Origin of the sequence: Desulfuromonas sp. DDH964 (genome assembly GCF_001611275.1) — a bacterium.
Classification (GTDB): Bacteria; Desulfobacterota; Desulfuromonadia; order Desulfuromonadales; family DDH964; genus DDH964.
The window spans coordinates 3505453-3523462 of sequence record NZ_CP015080.1; the positions used below are offsets into that span (position 1 = coordinate 3505453).

An 18010-nucleotide genomic window follows, 5' to 3' on the forward strand; every position below is an offset into this window, starting at 1 on the left:
AGGATCAAGCCGTCAGGGTCCGGTAAAAGGCGGTCAAGGCCTTCCCTGGGGCGAGATCCAGTTCCTCCTTGAGTGCGGATTGGCACCTTTGGTAGGTTTGAACAGCCTTGGCACGATCGCCCAGGGCCAGATAGCATTTCATGGTGAGCAAGGCGCCGACTTCGTCCCAGGGCTCCCGTTCAGCGGCAAGAGCCAGGACCTCCAGGCAGCGCTCGTAGTCCATCCGGTCGAACAGAAGTCGGGAGAATTTTCTCAGAGTCTTGAGAAAAAGCGCGGTGAGTCGCACCCTGAACGGGTCGATCCACTCCTCGAAGAGATCCTCCTCCAGAAGATCGCCCCGAAAGAGCCCGAGGGCCGATTCGTAGCAGGAGATGGCCCGACCGTGGTCGCCGGCGTCCTGCAATTGCCTCCCTTCGCCACATAGCGCCTCGAAGGCGAAGGCATCAATCCAGGAGCCCTCCGGAAGGATCAGACGATAGGAGCCGTCAACGGCCTTGAGGTAGGAGGATTCCCGTTTCGTGGAAATCCCTGGCTCCAGGACGGTGCGCAGGACACTGGTGACCTGGTGCAGGCGCTTGGCGGCATCGGAGGCCTCGACGTCCGGGAAAAAGGTCCCAAGCAGCCTATCGCTGCCGATTTCCCGCTCCTTGTGCAGGAGCAGGTATTTGAAAACCGAGCGGGCCATCCGCCTTTTCCAGGCGGAACCCGGAACCTCCCGGTCGCCGACCGATATCTTGAACTCTCCGAGCATCCGCACTCTTAAGGGGACGGGTGGGAGGGCCCGGATCCGCGCGACGACCTTTCGGGCCGTCCTTCTTACTTCCGGCGAAGGGTCTTTGAACAGATCCACCAGCGCCCGTTCCGCCCCCCGGCTGCCCATATCGGCCAAAACCTCGGCCACCATCGGCAGCGCCTCCCGCCCGGCGCTTCCCAGCAAGGACAGCACCTGGTCGCCGCATTGGGGCAATTGGCCCAATAAACGGGAGACGTAGGGAAGATGCAGACCCCAGGCGAGAGCCAAGGGGAGCATCCTGGCCGCAATTGCCCGTTCCTTGCTCAGAAACAGAAAATCGTAGGCGTTATCCTCGCCGAGTCGGAGAGCGGCGGACAACTGTTCCCGGGCCGGGGGCAGGTCGCCCTGGTCATAGGCAACCGCGGCCAATAGCAGCCGGCTGCGCGCCTCGCCATAGGGATTGCCGAACGCCGACATCCTGGCGGCGGCATCCTCCAGCAGGCCGCGCGCCTCCCTCGCGGCCCCAAAGGCAGCGTAATGCGGTGCCAGATGGCAGGCCACCTGGTAACAGGCAAAAGGATCGTCGTTTTTCGCCGCCGTGGCCACCGCCAGGTCGGCATGGGCGAAAAAGGCACTCTTGTCGCCGTCGTGGACGGCGAACAAGGTTTTTGCCACCAGGTTGTCGTGCTGTCGCCAGACGTGACGGACGTCGGTGTGGGCCAAGATGTCGTCGGCCTCCCCCAGAGTCTGGCGCGCCCTGGGCACATCGCCGCAACTGAGGGCACTGACCGCCGTCAGGGCGAGGACCGAAGGCAGGGTGAAGATCAGTCCCCTCTTCCTCATCTCCTCGGCCGCCTCGCCGGCAATGGCGGGGATCGCTTCGAAACGCCCCATCTCCTGCCACACCCCGGCGAGGAAATGGAGAAACATGCCACGCACTCCGGAGGGGTCGCAAGGTCCGGTCAGGGCCAGGGCGTCCTCGATCTGCCGCGCCGCTTCGGTAAATCGCCCCTGGGGCAGATGGTACATGTAGCCCATGCCGGCCAGGGCGGTATAGAAGGCAATCGGATTCTGCCGGGCCCTGGGGTGGTGAATGAGGCCATTCCAGATCATCCCGGCCGCCGCAGGCCGGTTGCGGAACATGAGGGCGATGGCGTACATGATGGCGCTCTGCGCCATCTCCGGGGAATCGAGAGGCAAAATCGGCAGGGTCTTCTCCACCAGGCGCTTCACCTCTCCGAACTCCTCCCAACTGATGTGCATCACCAACAGGAAATAGACGGCCTTGCCGAGCAGGCCCTTGTCGCCCTCTCCGGCCGCCTTCTCCAAGGCCGCGACCAGATATTCCCTGGCCACCCGCCACTGGCCGCCGACGTAATGCGCCCATCCTTTGCCGAACAGCAAGCCCCCGTAGGCGGCAATCTCCTTTTCGGGGATTCGGGTCAGCCAGTATTTGAGACGTTGGGCAAAGTTGGAGGAGAAGGTAAAATCGATCCGCTGCTCGATGATGGAGGCAGCCGCCGCATAATCGCAGACTTGCAAGACGTGATAGATCACCTCGTCGAGGTCGTCTTCGGCCCGAAAATAGCCGGCGGCCCGCCGGTGCAGATCGGCCACCAGACGTGGCGCGTCCTCGGCCTGAAGTCGGCCCAGCAGAAAATCCCGGAAAAGGTGGTGGTATCGGTACCAGTGCCCTTCCTCGTCCAGGCGGATCAGGAACAGCTCCTTCCCTAGGAGGTCCTCGATAATCCGGTCCGGGTCGTCCCTGTCGGTCAGCTGTCCGGCCAAGGCGGGGGTAAACCGATGAGGAATGGAGGTCGTTTTCAGGAAGTCGCGCAGGGGTTCCGGCATCTTCCGAAAACCTTCCTCGTCAAAATACTGGAAGATCAGCTTCTCAAAACCTCTGTCGCCAAGAAGGGCGGCGGCCGTTTCGGGCGGCTTGCCCAGCAGCGCCTCCCCCGTCAAGCGCAAGCCGATGGCCCACCCTTCCGTGTAGGTTTGCAGGGCATCGAGCTGCTGCGCATCGAGTTCGAGCCCGTAGCTGGTGCGAAACAGGTCCCGAATCTCCACACCGGTGAACCGCAGGTCGTCCGGCCCCAACTCGGAGATCTCCCCATGGGCACGATGCCGGTTCAGAGGCAAATCGGGTCTTTCCCGGGACGAAAGGATGACGTGAACGGTCGGCAGGGAGAGGCGCAGCAGGGCCGCAACCACTTCGGCCACCCTCTCGTCCCCGTCGAGAGCCTGGTAATCATCCAGAATCAGCAGGTGTTTTTCGGTAATCCCGTCGAGGATTTCGTTGAGCAGGGTGGCGAAGACGAAATGCCAGTCCCCGCCTTCGCCGACGGCGGCAATTTCCTCCAGGGCCCTTTGCCCGACTTGGCCGGTCCGCCTTCTGAACCCCTCGGATATATGAGCGAGGAAGCGCATCGGGTCCCTGTCGGTGGGATCGAGGCTGTACCAGACGAAGGGAAAATCGTGTTCCTGCAGGAAGGAGGAGAGCAGCACCGACTTGCCCCACCCGCCGCCGGCGAACAGGCACGTCAGCCTTTGGCGCACCCCCAGCCGGAGCCGGTCGAAGAGGCGGCCCCTTAAGACGAGATGGACGGGAGATGACGGCGGAAGGAGTTTGGTCCTCGATATCATCCGGCCTCCGTGGCGATTGAGGTCGAGTATCGGCGACGTTGTGCAAAGAAGAGCGAACCCTACCAGCCAGCCTTAATTCATTAATCCTCCGGTTGTCAACAATTTAATCCCTTTTCGCGGAATAGAAATTCCATCAAACCATTTCGCTTGGCGGGAAGTTGCCTCCGGGAAAGAGGCGGCAGGGGGAGCACAGGGTCGGGACAAGGGGACGAAGGCAACCCTTCCTGGGTTCATTCGCCGAACAGGTCGAGCTGATCGTAACGGGGCTGGTCGATTTTGAAGGGGCGGGGCAAAAAGCGGGGACAGTCGAGGAGCAGCGCCGCCGCCGGCTGCCGACAGGCGCGCAGGCACTTGCGGCAAAGGGAATTGCACTCTTTCAGACCGATGATCTTTTCCACGGTACTCCTCCCGCGACGCTGGCCAGGATTATCCTCCCGCCCCGGGAAAAAGTAAAGCCGGCACTTCAGCACTTCAGCACTTACGCATTCAGCACCTTTTTGATCGCCGCTTCCACCCGGGCGATCCCTTCCGCCAGCGGTTCGATGTCGATCTCGATGCGATTCGCGGGGCGGGTGTGGCGATAGAGGGGATCGTAGTAACGCACCATCAGCTCGGCGACCAAGGCCTCCCACTCCCCCCGTTCCAGCATCTCGAGCAGTTCCTCGACCTTCCCGGCACCGAGCCGCTCGCGCAGCGCCTTGAGGGGCCGGACAAATGCTGCCTTGAGTTCGTCGCGCGCCGGGTAGTCGTCGAGGATGACGGCGCTGCGAAAGGCGAGGGAGGCGTTGATCCAGAGGGTGGTTTCAAGCTGCAGGGCGGTGTAGACCGGCTTCGGCAGCACCAGGCGGCCGATGTGCGGGCTCTCCCCCTCGGCGAGGGCCCAGGCGCCCGGCGGGATCCGGCGCAGCTCGTCCCAGAGGGCCGCCTCGAAACTCTTCTGGTTCGGCTGGGGGCCGAGACCGAGGCCGCCGAAGGCGCTGCCGCGGTGGTTGGCCAGCCCTTCCAGGTCGAGGACCGGGTAGCCCTTCTCCCGCAGCAGGTGCAGCAGCCGGGTCTTGCCGACCCCGGTGAGGCCGCGCAGCACCAGCAGCCGCCCCCAGTCCCCGGCAGCGAGGAAGTCCCGCACCCTGGCGCGGAAGACCTTGTGGCCGCCGCTGAGCTGGCGCACCGGCAGGCCGGCCAGGTCAAGGAAGCTGGTCATGGCGTAGCTGCGCATGCCGCCGCGCCAGCAGAAGACGATCCCCGGCGGCCGTCCCCCCGCCAGCAGCGTCTCGACCTCTTCGACGAAAGCCGGGATCTTCGGCGCCACCAGCTTCACCCCGAGGCGCCGGGCCGCCGCCTTCCCCTCCTGCTTGTAGATGGTACCGACGGCGGCGCGCTCGGCGTCGTCGAAGATCGGCAGGTTGACCGCGCCGGGGATGGTCGCCTCGGCGAACTCGGAAGGGGAGCGCACGTCGATAAAGAGGGCACCGCGGTCGCGCAGGGCGAGGGCCGCATCAAGTTCGATGGTCAAGACTGCCATGGGATAAGGTCCTGTCGCCGCCGTTGGAATCGTTCGCTTTGCGCCCCCCTTATACAGGAATTCCCCGCCCCGGACAAGCTTGCCCGCTCCGGCGTCCCGACGCCATTATTTCCCGACAAGGTGGTTGACATCCAATTTTGCATCGCGTATAGTCCGGGTCCGTTGTCGCGGGGTGGAGCAGTCTGGTAGCTCGTCGGGCTCATAACCCGAAGGTCGGAGGTTCAAATCCTTCCCCCGCAACCAAAATCTTTCAAGGGACCTGCGCAGCAGCAGGTCCCTTTTGTTTTTCCCTCTCCCATTTGCGGTCGGTTCCGGCTATCGGCAAGAATCTGCTACGCCAAACCGGGTTCGCGATACGGCATACCGGCGCGCGATGAAAACACCTGCATTAACGACGACTGAAGTTATAAATAGCCTGATTTCTTGACAATTCCACCGCAACGAGTACGGTTATTTAATTGCTCAGCAACGCCAATCAGCCCGCCCTTCTGAACAGGAGCAAAATCAGGTCAATCGGGCCCCGCAAAACCACGGGTCTCTAAGGAAAGAACCGGGCTGCCAAAGAGATGGCAAGGGTTCCAGCTTCAAACCAAGGGAACTGGATGCCCATCGCAATGAACCGATGGGCATTGCTCTTTAATCTCGAAGAGGGACAGCATGGACCAGCAGGGCAACAGCACCGACCGCAAGCAGATCCTGCTGCTGATCTTCACCGTCACCAGCCTGGTCCTCTTTGCCACCGTCCTCGCCCTGACCATCTCCTACCGCGCCGCCCGGGAAGGGCAGCGCGAACGGCTGCGTGAATTGGTCAGCTCCGAGGCCCGGCTGATCGAGACGTTATACCGGTATGAGCACCACTCTTCCAACCCGATAAACGCTTCCTACGGCGATGCCGCCGAAGCCGCCCTGCACCAGCTCCGCGAGGCCCATGCCCAGTTTGCCGGCTTCGGTGAAACCGGTGAATTCACCCTGGCGCGGATCGAACAGGGCCAGATCGTCTTCCTCCTCAGCCACCGCCATTTTGACCTTACCCGGCCGCAGCCGGTTCCCCTGAATGACAGCAAGGCCGCGCCGATGCGCCGCGCCCTGGCCGGCCAGGCGGGGAGCATGATCGGCCTCGACTACCGCGGCGAGCAGGTCCTGGCGGCCTACGAGCCGGTGGCAGGCCCCGCCTGGGGGCTGGTGGCGAAGGTCGACCTGGCGGAGATCCGCGCCCCCTTCTGGCGGGCCGGCTTTATTGCCAGCGGGGTCTCTCTCGTTCTGGCCCTGGTGGCCGGTTTGGCCATCAACCGCACCGGTCACCGCCTGGTGCGACGGATCAACGAAAAGGAAGGGCTCTACCGTTCGCTGGTGGAAAATATCGACCTCGGCATTACCCTGATTGATGCCGACTACCGCGTCCGGATGACCAACGCCGCCCAGGGGCGGATCCTCAAGCGCCCCGCCGCCGACTTCGTCGGTAAACACTGCTACCAGGAATTTGAAAGGCGTGACGGGGTCTGCGACCATTGCCCGGGGAGCCGCGCCCTACGCTCCGGCAAACCTGAGGAGGTGGAGACGCAAGGGGAGCTGGAGGACGGCCAGCGGGTCGAGGTTTGCATCCGTGCCTTCCCGCTTCAGGATGAGTCCGGAAGGGGGTCCGGCTTCATCGAAGTGATTGAGGACATCAGCGAGCGTAAGGCGGCCCAGCAGGCTTTGAAAAAGACAGTCGCCGACCTGCAGCGCTCCAACCGGGAGCTGGAGCAGTTCGCTTACGTCGCCTCCCACGACCTGCAGGAGCCGCTGCGCATGGTGAACAGCTATGTCCAGCTCCTCGCCCGTCGCTACCAGGGTCGTCTCGACGCCGATGCCGACGAGTTCATCGGCTTTGCTGTGGAAGGGGCGTCGCGGATGCAGCGGCTGATCAACGATCTGCTTACATTCAGCCGCGCCGGCAGGCAGGATGAAGCTCTGGTACCGGTCGACTGCGACCAGCTGCTGGCCACAGTGCGGCAGAACCTTAAGCTGGCAATCGAGAAGAGCGGCGCCACCCTCGAAGTCGCCCCCCTGCCGACAGTGCTGGGTGCCGGCTCGCAACTTGTCCAGGTCTTCCAGAACCTGATCGCCAACGCCCTCAAGTTTCATGGCGACAAGCCGCCGCAGATCGAGATTGCGGCGACCCGCCAAGGGGACAAATATATTTTCTCGGTACGGGACCATGGCATCGGCATCGACCCGCAGTACTTCAGCAAGATTTTCATCATCTTTCAGCGGCTGCACGGCAAGAAGGAGTATCCGGGAACCGGCATCGGCCTGGCAGTGACGAAGAAGATCATCGAGCAGCACGGCGGCCGCATCTGGATCGAATCGAGCCCGGGCGCCGGCACCACTTTCTTTTTCACCCTCAGAGGAGCGAAGTAAGACATGGTAGCCAACCCTGTTCCGATCAAGATTTTACTGGTCGAAGACAACCCGGCCGACATCCGGCTGACGATCGAGGCCCTCAAGGAGGGGAAGATCCTCAACGAGCTGAATTTAGCCAAAGATGGCGTCGAGGCCCTCGACTACCTCTTCCGCCGCGGCGCCTTCAGCGCGGCCACCCGACCCGACCTGATCCTGCTCGACCTCAACATGCCGCGCAAAGACGGCCGCGAGGTCCTCGCCGAGATCAAGGAGGATGCTGACCTCAAGCGCATCCCGGTGGTGGTGCTGACCACCTCCAAGGCTGAGGAGGATATCGTCAAGTCCTACAACCTCCACGCCAACTGCTATATCAGCAAGCCGGTCGACCTCGAGCAGTTCATCCGGGTGATCAAGACCATCGAAGACTTCTGGCTGACGGTGGTCAGCCTGCCGAAGGTATAGCCGGCGATGCGGACCGCGGCGCGCAGCCTGGCGACCGCGGCCGATCTTCGTCAACCGCCAGTTGCAGGAGCAGGCATGACCACCAAAAAGACCTCTCTCATCCTCTCGAATTCTCTGCTGCTCGATGTGATCGATCACGCCACCGAGGCAGTCGCCATTACCGATGCTGCCGGCCTGGTCCTTTACGCCAACCCGGCTCTCGCCGAGCTGTTCGGGCTTCCGGCCGACGAGCTCCTAGACCATCCGCTGCCGGTGGAGAGCGACGCGCAGCCTCCGCGAGAGATTGAGCTTATCCCGCCACGGCTCAACCGCCGCGGCAACGACCGGCCGCGGCTGGCAACGATTCGCAGTCAGGTCTCACGCACCGATGCGGGACTGCGGATCGTCTACCTGCGCGACCTGAGCGAGCACCAGGAGCTGAAACAGGAGCTGCGCGCCCTCGCCCTCAAGGACGAGCTGACCCACCTCTACAACTACCGCACCTTTATCCGCTTCGCCGAACACCAACTGGAACTGGCCACCCGGATGAAAAAACAGATGGTCCTGGTGCGCCTGCGCCTGCTCGGCCTCGCCGAAATCGGCGAGCGCCATGGCGCCAAGCTTGCAGATGCCGCGCTGCTCGACCTGGCGGAGGTCCTGGTCCGAACCTTTCGCAAATCGGACCTGCTGGCGCGTTGCAGCCAGGACGAATTCGCCGTGCTGGCGATCAACTCGCTGGGAATCTACCAGAGCGTCATCACCAGCCGCCTGGCGGAAAACCTGCGAGCCTTTGGCCGCAGCGAAAAGCGCCCCTACCAACTGAAGGTCCAATGCACAACCACCTGGTTCGATCCCGAAGCACCACGCAGCGCCGAAGAGCTCTTTGCCACCATCGAGCAAGGGTCGCAACAATTCTGAATTCCCCAACCTGTCCAGACCGGAAGGAAGCATGCCGAACAGCCACGTCAATCTGCTGTTGATCGAAGACAACCCGGGGGATACGCGCCTGGTGCGTGAGATGCTCCGCGAAGGGGGGCGCTCCCACTACTTTCGGCACGCAGCCACCCTCGCTGAAGGACTGGCCGAACTGGAGCGGGAGACTCCCGATGCTGTGCTGCTAGACCTCGGCCTCCCCGATACCCAAGGGATGAAGGGAATTGAAATCCTGACCGGCCGCTGCCCGGAGCTGCCGGTAATCGTCCTCACCGGCCTCAACTGCAGCGAGGTCGGATTCGCCGCCGTACGCGCCGGGGCCCAGGACTATCTTGCCAAGGAAGAGGTCACCGGTCCGGCGCTGCTGCGGGCGATCAACTACGCCATCGAACGCCAGCGTCTGAAGAGCCAGCTGCACGCCCTTACCCGCGATCTGCAAGCGAGTGAGAACCGCCTGCGCCAGTTGATCGAGGAGAATTCGGACGGCATCCTGATTGCCAACCTCGAGGGGATCGTACGCTTCATCAACCCGGCCGCGGAAAGGCTGCTGCAACGCCGCCGGGAAGAGATCATCGGCAAACCTTTCGGTTATCCCCTCGATGCCGGCACCACAAATGAAATCCACCTTCTCCTCGACAATGATCAGGAACGGGTCTGTGAACTGCGCCGGGTGTGGACCGAATGGCACGGCGAAAAGGTGGTCCTCGCCTCGCTGCGGGACATCACCGAGCGCCAGCGGCTGGAACGGCAGTTGCGATACGCCAAGAAGATGGAGTCCCTCGGCAACCTGACCCGCGGCCTTGCCCACGATTTCAACAATATCCTGACGGCGATCATCGGCTATGCCAGCGTCCTTGAAATTAAAGTTGACGGCCAGGAACCCCTGCTCGGGCCGGTCCGGCAGATCATCGCCTCCGCCGACCGTGCCGCCGGCCTGACGCGGGCCCTCCTCTCTTTCAGCCGCAGCCAGCCCGGGCAGATGCGCCGCCTCGACCTGCTCGAACTTCTGACGCGATTCCTCCACGTCCTCCCTTCCCTGCTCGGCGGCAAAATCCGCCTGAGCCAGATCCTACCCGCCGCACCCCTCTGGATTACCGGCGATCCCGCCCAACTCGAGCAGGTCCTGTTCAACCTGGCGACCAACGCCCGGCAGGCAATGCCCACCGGCGGCAGTCTCGCCGTGACCCTCGAACACTATCTGCTGACCAACGATTTTCGTCAGCAGCATGGCTTCGGCAAACCGGGCCAGTATGCCCGGATTGTCCTGCAAGACAGCGGTGTCGGCATGGACCCCGAAATGGTGCAGAACATTTTCGAGCCCTTTTTCACCACCCGGGAAACCGGGGAGGGGAGCGGCCTCGGTCTGGCGATCAGCTACGGCATCGTCAAACAGCACCGGGGTTATATTATCTGCCGCAGCGCCGTCGGTGCCGGCACCTCCTTTGCGGTCCTCCTGCCACTGGAGTCTCCGGCAGAGGGCTAATCCCGCGGCTGGCTAACCGCCGCGGGCACCAGCCTTGGGGGGGACTGATTCTGAATCGCGACACCGCAGGTATTCTCGGTCCAGCCCCCCTCGACCGGACCTTTTTCGATCAGCATGACGACCCGCCCTTCGGCCGTTCCCTCCAGCTGACCTCCAAGAATTCCGGGACGGGGATGGACAAAGAAATAATTTCCCGTATATTTGAACCATTCTTCACCCCCAAAGAGGTCGGCCGGGGGACCGGCCTCGGGCTCTCCGTGGCCCTCGGCATCATGCAGCAAAGCCGGGGGATCCTGACCTGTGACAACGCCCCCGGCGCAGGGAACACCTTCACACTCATTTTCCGTTGATGGCAACTGGCCGACAGGATTAACCTGCGGCCATAAAGGAGGGCTGATGGAAACGAAGCCACATATCCTGGTCGTCGATGACGATCCCTATACCCTCGAATCGACCGCCATGTTGATTCGCGAATTTGACTATGAGGTCACCAGCTGTGAGCGGGCCGAGACGGCTATGGAGAGATTGCGCAGCGAGCCGATCGACGTTGTCATCACCGACGTCAAGATGCCGGAAATCAACGGCCTTCAGCTTTTGGAGCAGATCCACATCGAGTCGCCCGAGCTGCCGGTGATCCTGATGACGGCCTATGCCGAGCTCGATACCGCGGTGGAGGCGATCAAGATGGGGGCGACGGACTTTCTTATCAAGCCCTACCGGCCCCTGCAGCTTGAGCACGCCCTGAAGAAGGCTGTCGACTTTTTGCGCCTGCGGGAGATGGAGCGGAACTACAAGAAGACCCTCGAAGAAACGGTGAAAATCCGCACCGAAGAACTCTCCGCGGCCCTGGCGCGGCTTGCCGAGGCGAGCAAGGAGATGATCCAGCGCCTGATCATCGCCTCGGAATACCGCGATGACGATACCGGCACTCATATCAAGCGGATCGGGCTCTACACCCGGGTTCTGGCCGAGAAGATGGGACTGCCGACCGATTTTGTCGAGAATGTTGGCTTTGCCAGCATCATGCACGACGTCGGCAAAATCGGCATCCCCGACAATATCCTGCTCAAACCGGGGCGCCTGACCGCGGACGAGTTCAAAACCATCCAGTCCCACACGGTGATCGGCCAAGGCATTCTCGAAGGTTCTTCCCACCCGGATATTCGCCTCGCCGCCTCCATCGCCCTCAATCATCACGAACGCTGGGACGGCACCGGCTACCCCAACGGCCTCAAGGGGGAGGAGATTCCCCTCGAAGGCCGCCTGGTCATGCTCGTCGACCAGTATGATGCCCTGCGCAGCAAGCGCCCCTACAAGCCGGCCTTCGAACACGCGAAGGCCTGTTCGATCATCATCGAGGGGGACGGTCGGACCCGGCCGGAACATTTCGATCCGCAGGTCCTGCAGGCCTTTATCCAGGTCAAGGAGAGCTTCGCCGAAATTTTCGACTCCCACCAGGACGACGTCAGCTTCTGACCACCTTCCCTGCCGCCCCCCCGGCGGGGAAGGTAATTTTGACCCTGAGCCCCTTCCCCGCGCCGGTATCTCCCAGTTCGATCGCTGCGCCATGCTGTTCGACGATCTCGCGGACGATGGCCAGACCGAGCCCGCTCCCCTCGACCCCGCTGCCAAGGCAGCGGTAAAAGCGGTCGAAAACGCGTTCCCGCTCCGCCGGAGGGATGCCCGGCCCCGCATCCCGAACTTCGCAGACCACGCTCCCGTCCGCCGCGAAAAGGGCGATGTCGACCTGCCCGTCCCGGGGCGAGTAGCGAATCGCATTGTCGATGAGATTGCCAAGCAGGGTTTGCAGGCTGTCGGCGTCCCCGTCCACGCTGACCGGATCATGGCAGACGACGCCAAGATCGATCCCGGCGGCGAGGGCCAGCGGCGCAAATTCGGCAGCGACCTCCCTGGCCAGGCGGCCGAGATCGACCCGGACCAGATCACGCCGGCGTCCTTCGGGGGCGAGTCGCGCCAGGATCAGCAACTGCTGCACCAGGTGGGCAGCGCGGGAGATGCCGCCGCGGATCTGGCCGATGGTGAGCTGCCGTTCGGCATCCGTTTGCGGCCGTTCCAGCAGCTGGGCCTGGATTTGGACGGCGGCCAAAGGGGTGCGGAGTTCGTGCGCAGCATCGGCAATGAACTTGCGCTGAAGTTCCATGGCACTTTCGAGGCGGCGCAACAGGAGGTTGAGTGCTGTCACCAGGGGCTGGAGTTCGCGGGGCTGTGAAGCCACCGGCAAGGGCTGCAGGGTGTCGGGGCGCCGGCGCTCCAGGGCGGCGGCCAGCTGTCCCAGCGGCCGCATGCCGAAACCGACCCCAAACCAGACCAGGAGCGCCAGTACCGGGATCAGCCCGAGGACCGGGCCGATACTGGAAAACGCCACCTCCACCGTTGTCTCCAACTGCTCGTCGAGGGCCTGAGAGAGCTGGATCGTGCGCTCTTCGTCGGTCAGCAGGTAGCTGCGCCAGTCCAGGCCATACCAGGTACTGGTCCTGAAACCGGGCCGCGCGCCGCGGGGGAGTGCGAAGTCCGATGGGGAGGAGAAGACCAGGCGGTCACCCTCCCAGACCTGAAGCCGCAACTCATCCTTGTTGTCCCGGGAGGAAACACCGCCCCCCTCCCGGAAACCCGTTGCCACCACCAGGCCGTTGGCCGCCAGGCGCAGCTGGTCATCGACCAGGTCCCGCAGTTCCCGCTCGACCTGCAGGTAGGTGACAATGCCGGCGGCGCCCACCGCCAGCAGCTGGCCGAGCAGCAGCCAGGTCAGCAAACGTCGACGGAGCGATTTCATGATTCGCCCCCGAGCAGGTAGCCGACCCCGCGCACGGTACGGATAACCTCCGCCCCCAGTTTCTTTCTCAGGTTGTGAACGTAAACCTCTACCGCGTTACTCTCCACCTCTTCGCCCCAGCCGTAGAGGCGCTCCTCGAGACGGGCGCGGGAGAGGACCGCGCCGGGGCGTTCGAGGAGGGCCTCGAGGAGCCGGAATTCGCGACTGGAGAGGGTGACCGGCTCGCCATGCCAGGATATTTCGTGGGTGGCCGGGTTAAGCTGCAAGGCCCCGTGGACCAGCAGGGGCGCCGCCCGCCCCTGCCGCCGGCGCAACACCGCCCGGATGCGGGCGGCCAGTTCATCGAGATCGAAAGGCTTGACCAGATAGTCATCAGCGCCGGCATCCAGCCCGGCGATCCGCTCGGCAACGGCATCGAGGGCGGTCAGGATCACCACAGGGAGATCGCTGCCGGTCTGGCGCAATTCCCGAAGCAGCTCGAGTCCGGGCCGCCCCGGCAGACCGAGGTCGAGCAGGAGCAGGTCGTAAACCTGGGTGCCGAGGGCGAGTTCCCCTTCATCTCCATCCCGTACCCAATCAAGGGCAAAACCATCCTGGCGCAAACCCCGCCGGATTCCATCCCCGATAATCGGGTCATCCTCGACCAGCAACAAGCGCATCCTCACTCCTCTTTCTTGGCCCCGTTCATTGCCGTGCTCCGCTCTCGGGAGTCTAACCGAGGGCTCCCGCGGCGAAAAGCATAGGCCGAAAAGAAACTCTCCTTTTAAGGCCCCCTTAAGATTGGCCGGCTATAGTTCCCCGCTCGTATACGATTCATATTTTCTCCTGCTGCAATTCTTAATACCAAGCTCATTCTGACCACGAGGCCTAAATGTCATTATCGTTATCTCGTTTTCGCCTTTTTCTTCCCTACCTTGGCGCCTTTCTCGGCCTCAGCACGGTCCTGCGCACCCTGTTGCTGGTGCGCCAGGCCGCCGACCTCGCTCTGGCCCCTACCCACCTGGTGGCAATCTTCGGCATCGGCCTGCTTTATGACCTCGCTTTTTTTTCCTATCTCGCCACCCCCTTTCTGCTGCTGCTCATCTTTCTGCCTGAGCGCATCCTGCACAGCCGGCCGTTTCTCTGGGTCGTTTATGCGGCAACCTTCGCGTTCTGCTTCTTCCTCTTTTTCACCGCGACGGCCGAGTGGCTCTTCTGGGATGAGTTCGGGGTGCGCTTTAACTTCATTGCCGTCGACTACCTGATCTACCGCCGCGAAGTGACCGACAACATCCTGCAATCCTACCCCTTTTTCCGCCTGGTCGGCGCGATGCTGCTGGCCAGCCTGCTCGTCCTGGCCCTGTTGCGCCGTTTCATCGTCCGCGCCCTCGCGGTTCGCCAGCCCTTCCGGCCGCGGTTGCGCCAGGGGCTTGCGCTGCTGCTGCTGCCGCTTCTCGCCGCCGGCCTCCTCGGCCAGCAGCTGCACGAGTTTTCGACCAACCGCTACCAGAACGAGCTGGCCGCCAACGGGCCTTACCAGTTCGTGGCGGCATTCCGCAACAACACCATGGACTATCGGCAATTCTATCGCCTCGGCGCCGATCGGGAGCTATCCGAGCGGCTGCGCCGCCTGCTGGCGGGATCAAACAGCCACTATACCAACGACGACACCTTCGATATCAGCCGTGACATTCGCGCCTCGGCCCCGAAGGAAGAGCTGAACGTCATCCTGATTACCGTGGAGAGCCTCAGCGCCGGGTTTCTCGGCAGTTTCGGCAACCAGGAGAACCTCACCCCGAACCTTGACCGGCTGGCCGCGCAGAGCCTCGTCTTCGATCACTTTTATGCCACTGGCACCCGTACCGTCCGCGGCCTCGAAGCGGTCACCCTTTCACTGCCGCCCACCCCCGGGCGGTCGATGGTCAAACGCCCCGACAACGCCAGGGTCTTCAACCTCGGCAAGGTCTTCAAGGACCACGGCTATGACCCGGTCTTCTTCTACGGTGGCTACGGCTACTTCGACAATATGAACGATTTCTTCGCCGGCAACGGCTATCGCACCATCGATCGGGCCGACTTCGCTTCCACCGAGGTGAACTTTGAAAATGCCTGGGGGATTGCCGATGGCGATCTGTTCAAGAAGGTGATCGCCGAAGCGGACCGGGACCATCGGAGTGGCCAGCCCTTCTTCTTCCAGGTGATGACGACCAGCAACCATCGTCCCTATACCTACCCGGAGGGGGTCATCGACATCCCCTCCGGCTCCGGGCGCGCCGGCGCGGTGAAGTACACCGACTACGCCCTCGGCCGCCTCCTCGAGGAAGCCAGCAACCATCCCTGGTTCAGCAAAACCGTCTTTGTCATTCTCGCCGACCACTGCGCCGGGAGCGCCGGCAGGGACGCCCTCCCCATCGCCAACTACCAGATCCCGCTTTTCATCTATGCGCCCGGGCACGTCGCTCCCGGGGTCAACCATACCCTCTCCAGCCAGATCGACGTGGCACCGACCCTCCTTGGCCTGCTCCATTTCAATTACCGCAGTCAGTTCTTCGGCCAGGACCTGCTGGCTCCGGCCCCCCGGGAACGGGCGCTGATCGGCAATTACCAGCGTCTTGGCCTGCTTGAAAGCGACCACCTCGCCTACCTCTCGCCCCAGCGCGAGATTACAGTGGTCGATCACCCGGGCCCCGGGGAACAATTCGAGGGGGAAGGCGAGGCCGCCACCCGGGCGATCATCGCGGACACCCAGGCTTACTATCAGGGCGCCGACTACCTGATCAGCCACCGGCTCAACCGCTGGTGATCCCGCCGCCAGCCAGCAAAAAGCCCCCGCCGGGATCCCAGCGGGGGCTTTTTGCTGGCTGGCGCTCAGCCCCGGTCGACCGGGGACGGTCGCCGGAACAACTTTTCCACCTGGGCCACCGGCAGGGGACGGGCAAAGAAGAATCCCTGGGCCTGACGACAGCCCCGCTCCTGGAGAAAGCACCGTTGTCCTTCGTTTTCGACCCCTTCTGCGATAACACCGAAATTCATGCTTTCGGCCAGGGCGATGACCGAAGCGGCAATCGCCGCGTCATTCTTGTTGTTGGTCAGATCGCCGACAAAGATCCGGTCGATCTTGAGCTTGTTGATCGGCAGCCGGCGCAGGCAGCTTAAGGAAGAGTAGCCGGTGCCGAAATCGTCAATCGCCAGGGAAATGCCCATCCGGCTCAGTTCCGTCATGGTCTGGATCGCCGCCTCGACGTTGTCCATGATCATGCTCTCGGTCACTTCCAGCTCGAGGTAGCGGGCCTCCAGTCCCGATGCGGAGAGCGCCCGGGAGACCATCCGCAGCAGCAGGGCCTGCTGGAACATCCGCGGCGTGATGTTGATCGCCACTGGCATCGGCGGATAGCCAGCCTCCTGCCAGATCCGGTTTTGCCGGCAGGCGGTGTGCAGCACCCAGTCACTCATCGCCAGGATCAGGCCGGTCTCCTCCGCCAGCGGGAGGAACTCGGCGGGGAGGAGCAGGCCGCGGGTCGGGTGGTTCCAGCGCAGCAGCGCCTCGGTGCCGATGAACTCGCCGCTTTCCATCTCCAACTGGGGCTGGTAGTAGATTTCCAACTCCCCGCGTTCGAGAGCCTGGTGCAGGCCGCTCTCGAGCAGCAGCATCTCCTGGGCCCGGGCATTCATGTCCGGGGTGTAGAACTGGAAATTGTTGCGGCCGCGCTCCTTGGCCCGGTACATGGCGACATCGGCGCATTTCATCAGTTCCTCGACGCTGGTGCCGTTGCTGGGGTAAAGGGCGATGCCGATGCTGGCAGTGGTATAGAGTTCAAAGCCGCCGACCCGGAAGGTCGGCAGTAGCCGTTTGATAATCTTTTTGGCCGCGGCGCTGGCAGCGTTCATCCCGTCGACCTCTTCCAGCAACAGGACGAATTCATCGCCGCCAAGGCGCGCCAGGGTATCGGCTTCGCGGGCGCAGCCGCGCAGCCGTCCGGCCACTTCGCGCAGCAGCTGGTCACCGACTTCATGGCCGAGGGAGTCATTCACCTTCTTGAACTGGTCGAGGTCAAGAAAGAGGATCGCCACCTGGTACGAAAGGCGCCGGGAACGGGCGATGGCATGGTTGAAACGATCCTGGAAGAGGAGCCGGTTGGGAAGCCCGGTCAAGGCGTCATGGTAGGCAAGATAGTTGAGATGCGCCTGGTTCTCGACCAGCCGCGCCTCGGTCTGCAGGCGGTCACTGACATCATGCAACGTCCCGTTGACCCGGATGGCCTTCCCCTCGCTGTCGCGCACCACCCGGGCCTGGGCGTGGACATGGCGAACCTGGCCGTCGGGCCAGAGAATCCGATGTTCGAGATTGAAATCCTGCGGGCCGTCTAACGACTCCTTCAGGGCGAGATCGACCACCTGGCGCTCTTCGGGATGAACACGGGTGAGATAGCTGCGGTAATCGACGGCCTCTTCCGCAGGGAATCCGAACACGATCTGCGCCTCGGGAGAGAGGGTCAATTGGTCGCTTTGCAGGTCCCACTCCCAGTAGCCAAGACCGGCAATCTGCTGGGAGAGGAGGAGCCGTTCCTGATTTCGGCGCAATTCCTGGGCGACGCGGGCGGCTCGCAGCATGTACCGCACCCGGTAGCCGAGAATGGTCGGATCGACCGGCTTGGCAATGAAATCGGTGGCCCCGGATTCAAAGGTGAGGTGGATCAGCTCCGGGTCGGCTGTCACAGTCACCATCAGGATCGGGGTCAGATCCCCCCCGGGGAGTTTCCGCAACTCACGACAGGTAGCAAAACCATCGATCCCCGGCAGATGAACGTCGAGCAGCACCCCCGCTGGCTCCCGTTCACGGAACTGGTCCACGGCTGCTTCGCCGCTGGCGGCCTCGACCACGGCAAATCCCGCGGCGACCAGTGCATCACACATCATGCGGCGAACCAGTTCATCGTCATCAACGACGAGGATCAGATTCAGCTGCCCTTCATGATTGCTCATGTCGACACCCTCCAAGGCCTGCAACGAGAGGACCCCGCCCGCCTCAATCATTTTATCGTCACGAAACATCGCAATCCCCCGGCAACCACCCGCAATTGCCTATAATTGAAGCGC

The 18010-nt window shown here is 62.9% G+C and carries 13 protein-coding genes and 1 tRNA gene; 8 read left to right on the top strand and 6 right to left on the bottom strand.

Annotated features, from left to right (window positions below; translation table 11 throughout):
* Nucleotides 1-4 precede the first annotated feature (4 nt).
* The 3 genes from DBW_RS16020 to mnmH all read right to left on the bottom strand — a co-directional run bounded on the left by DBW_RS16020 (nt 5) and on the right by mnmH (nt 4901).
* Nucleotides 5-3379 carry a BTAD domain-containing putative transcriptional regulator gene (locus tag DBW_RS16020; protein ID WP_157471924.1) on the bottom strand — a complete coding sequence of 1125 codons (3375 nt, stop codon included), beginning with the start codon at nt 3377-3379 and terminating at the stop codon, nt 5-7.
* Between the two features lie 230 nt (nt 3380-3609).
* Complete coding sequence (locus tag DBW_RS18845; RefSeq protein WP_197463666.1) at nt 3610-3777, bottom strand: hypothetical protein; 168 nt, start codon at nt 3775-3777, stop codon at nt 3610-3612.
* A gap of 80 nt (nt 3778-3857) precedes the next feature.
* Nucleotides 3858-4901, bottom strand: coding sequence for a tRNA 2-selenouridine(34) synthase MnmH (mnmH, locus tag DBW_RS16025; protein ID WP_066728878.1), 1044 nt, complete (start codon nt 4899-4901; stop codon nt 3858-3860).
* A 166-nt stretch (nt 4902-5067) separates the two neighbouring features.
* Between mnmH and DBW_RS16030 the strand changes: the two genes are divergently transcribed.
* From DBW_RS16030 to DBW_RS16060, 7 genes are all read left to right on the top strand, one after another.
* A tRNA-Met gene (locus DBW_RS16030) sits at nt 5068-5144 on the top strand.
* Nucleotides 5145-5558: 414 nt separating this feature from the next.
* The gene (locus DBW_RS16035) at nt 5559-7301 is read left to right on the top strand and encodes a sensor histidine kinase (protein WP_066728880.1); all 1743 of its coding nucleotides are present in this window, start codon (nt 5559-5561) and stop codon (nt 7299-7301) included.
* A 3-nt stretch (nt 7302-7304) separates the two neighbouring features.
* Nucleotides 7305-7745 carry a response regulator gene (locus DBW_RS16040; protein WP_066728882.1) on the top strand — a complete coding sequence of 147 codons (441 nt, stop codon included), beginning with the start codon at nt 7305-7307 and terminating at the stop codon, nt 7743-7745.
* A 75-nt stretch (nt 7746-7820) separates the two neighbouring features.
* A complete protein-coding gene (locus tag DBW_RS16045) occupies nt 7821-8642 on the top strand; it encodes a diguanylate cyclase domain-containing protein (RefSeq protein ID WP_066728884.1) in 822 nt (273 codons plus the stop codon).
* A 31-nt stretch (nt 8643-8673) separates the two neighbouring features.
* The gene (locus tag DBW_RS16050) at nt 8674-10140 is read left to right on the top strand and encodes a hybrid sensor histidine kinase/response regulator (protein WP_066728886.1); all 1467 of its coding nucleotides are present in this window, start codon (nt 8674-8676) and stop codon (nt 10138-10140) included.
* Nucleotides 10141-10286: 146 nt separating this feature from the next.
* Nucleotides 10287-10490: an ATP-binding protein gene (locus DBW_RS19300; RefSeq protein WP_442856867.1), complete on the top strand. Its 204-nt coding sequence runs from the start codon at nt 10287-10289 to the stop codon at nt 10488-10490.
* Between the two features lie 46 nt (nt 10491-10536).
* The gene (locus DBW_RS16060) at nt 10537-11616 is read left to right on the top strand and encodes an HD domain-containing phosphohydrolase (protein WP_066728890.1); all 1080 of its coding nucleotides are present in this window, start codon (nt 10537-10539) and stop codon (nt 11614-11616) included.
* Here the strand turns inward: DBW_RS16060 and DBW_RS16065 are convergent.
* Entirely contained in the window at nt 11606-12934 is a 1329-nt protein-coding gene (locus DBW_RS16065; RefSeq protein WP_066728891.1) for a sensor histidine kinase, read from the bottom strand. The genes DBW_RS16060 and DBW_RS16065 overlap by 11 nt on opposite strands.
* Nucleotides 12931-13593: a response regulator transcription factor gene (locus DBW_RS16070; RefSeq protein ID WP_066728893.1), complete on the bottom strand. Its 663-nt coding sequence runs from the start codon at nt 13591-13593 to the stop codon at nt 12931-12933. Before DBW_RS16070 ends, DBW_RS16065 begins: the two co-directional genes overlap by 4 nt.
* Nucleotides 13594-13805: 212 nt before the next feature.
* Between DBW_RS16070 and DBW_RS16075 the strand changes: the two genes are divergently transcribed.
* Nucleotides 13806-15716, top strand: coding sequence for an LTA synthase family protein (locus tag DBW_RS16075; RefSeq protein WP_066728895.1), 1911 nt, complete (start codon nt 13806-13808; stop codon nt 15714-15716).
* Nucleotides 15717-15781: 65 nt separating this feature from the next.
* Here DBW_RS16075 and DBW_RS16080 read toward each other — a convergent pair whose 3' ends face one another.
* Nucleotides 15782-17965: a putative bifunctional diguanylate cyclase/phosphodiesterase gene (locus tag DBW_RS16080; protein ID WP_066728898.1), complete on the bottom strand. Its 2184-nt coding sequence runs from the start codon at nt 17963-17965 to the stop codon at nt 15782-15784.
* Nucleotides 17966-18010 lie beyond the last annotated feature (45 nt).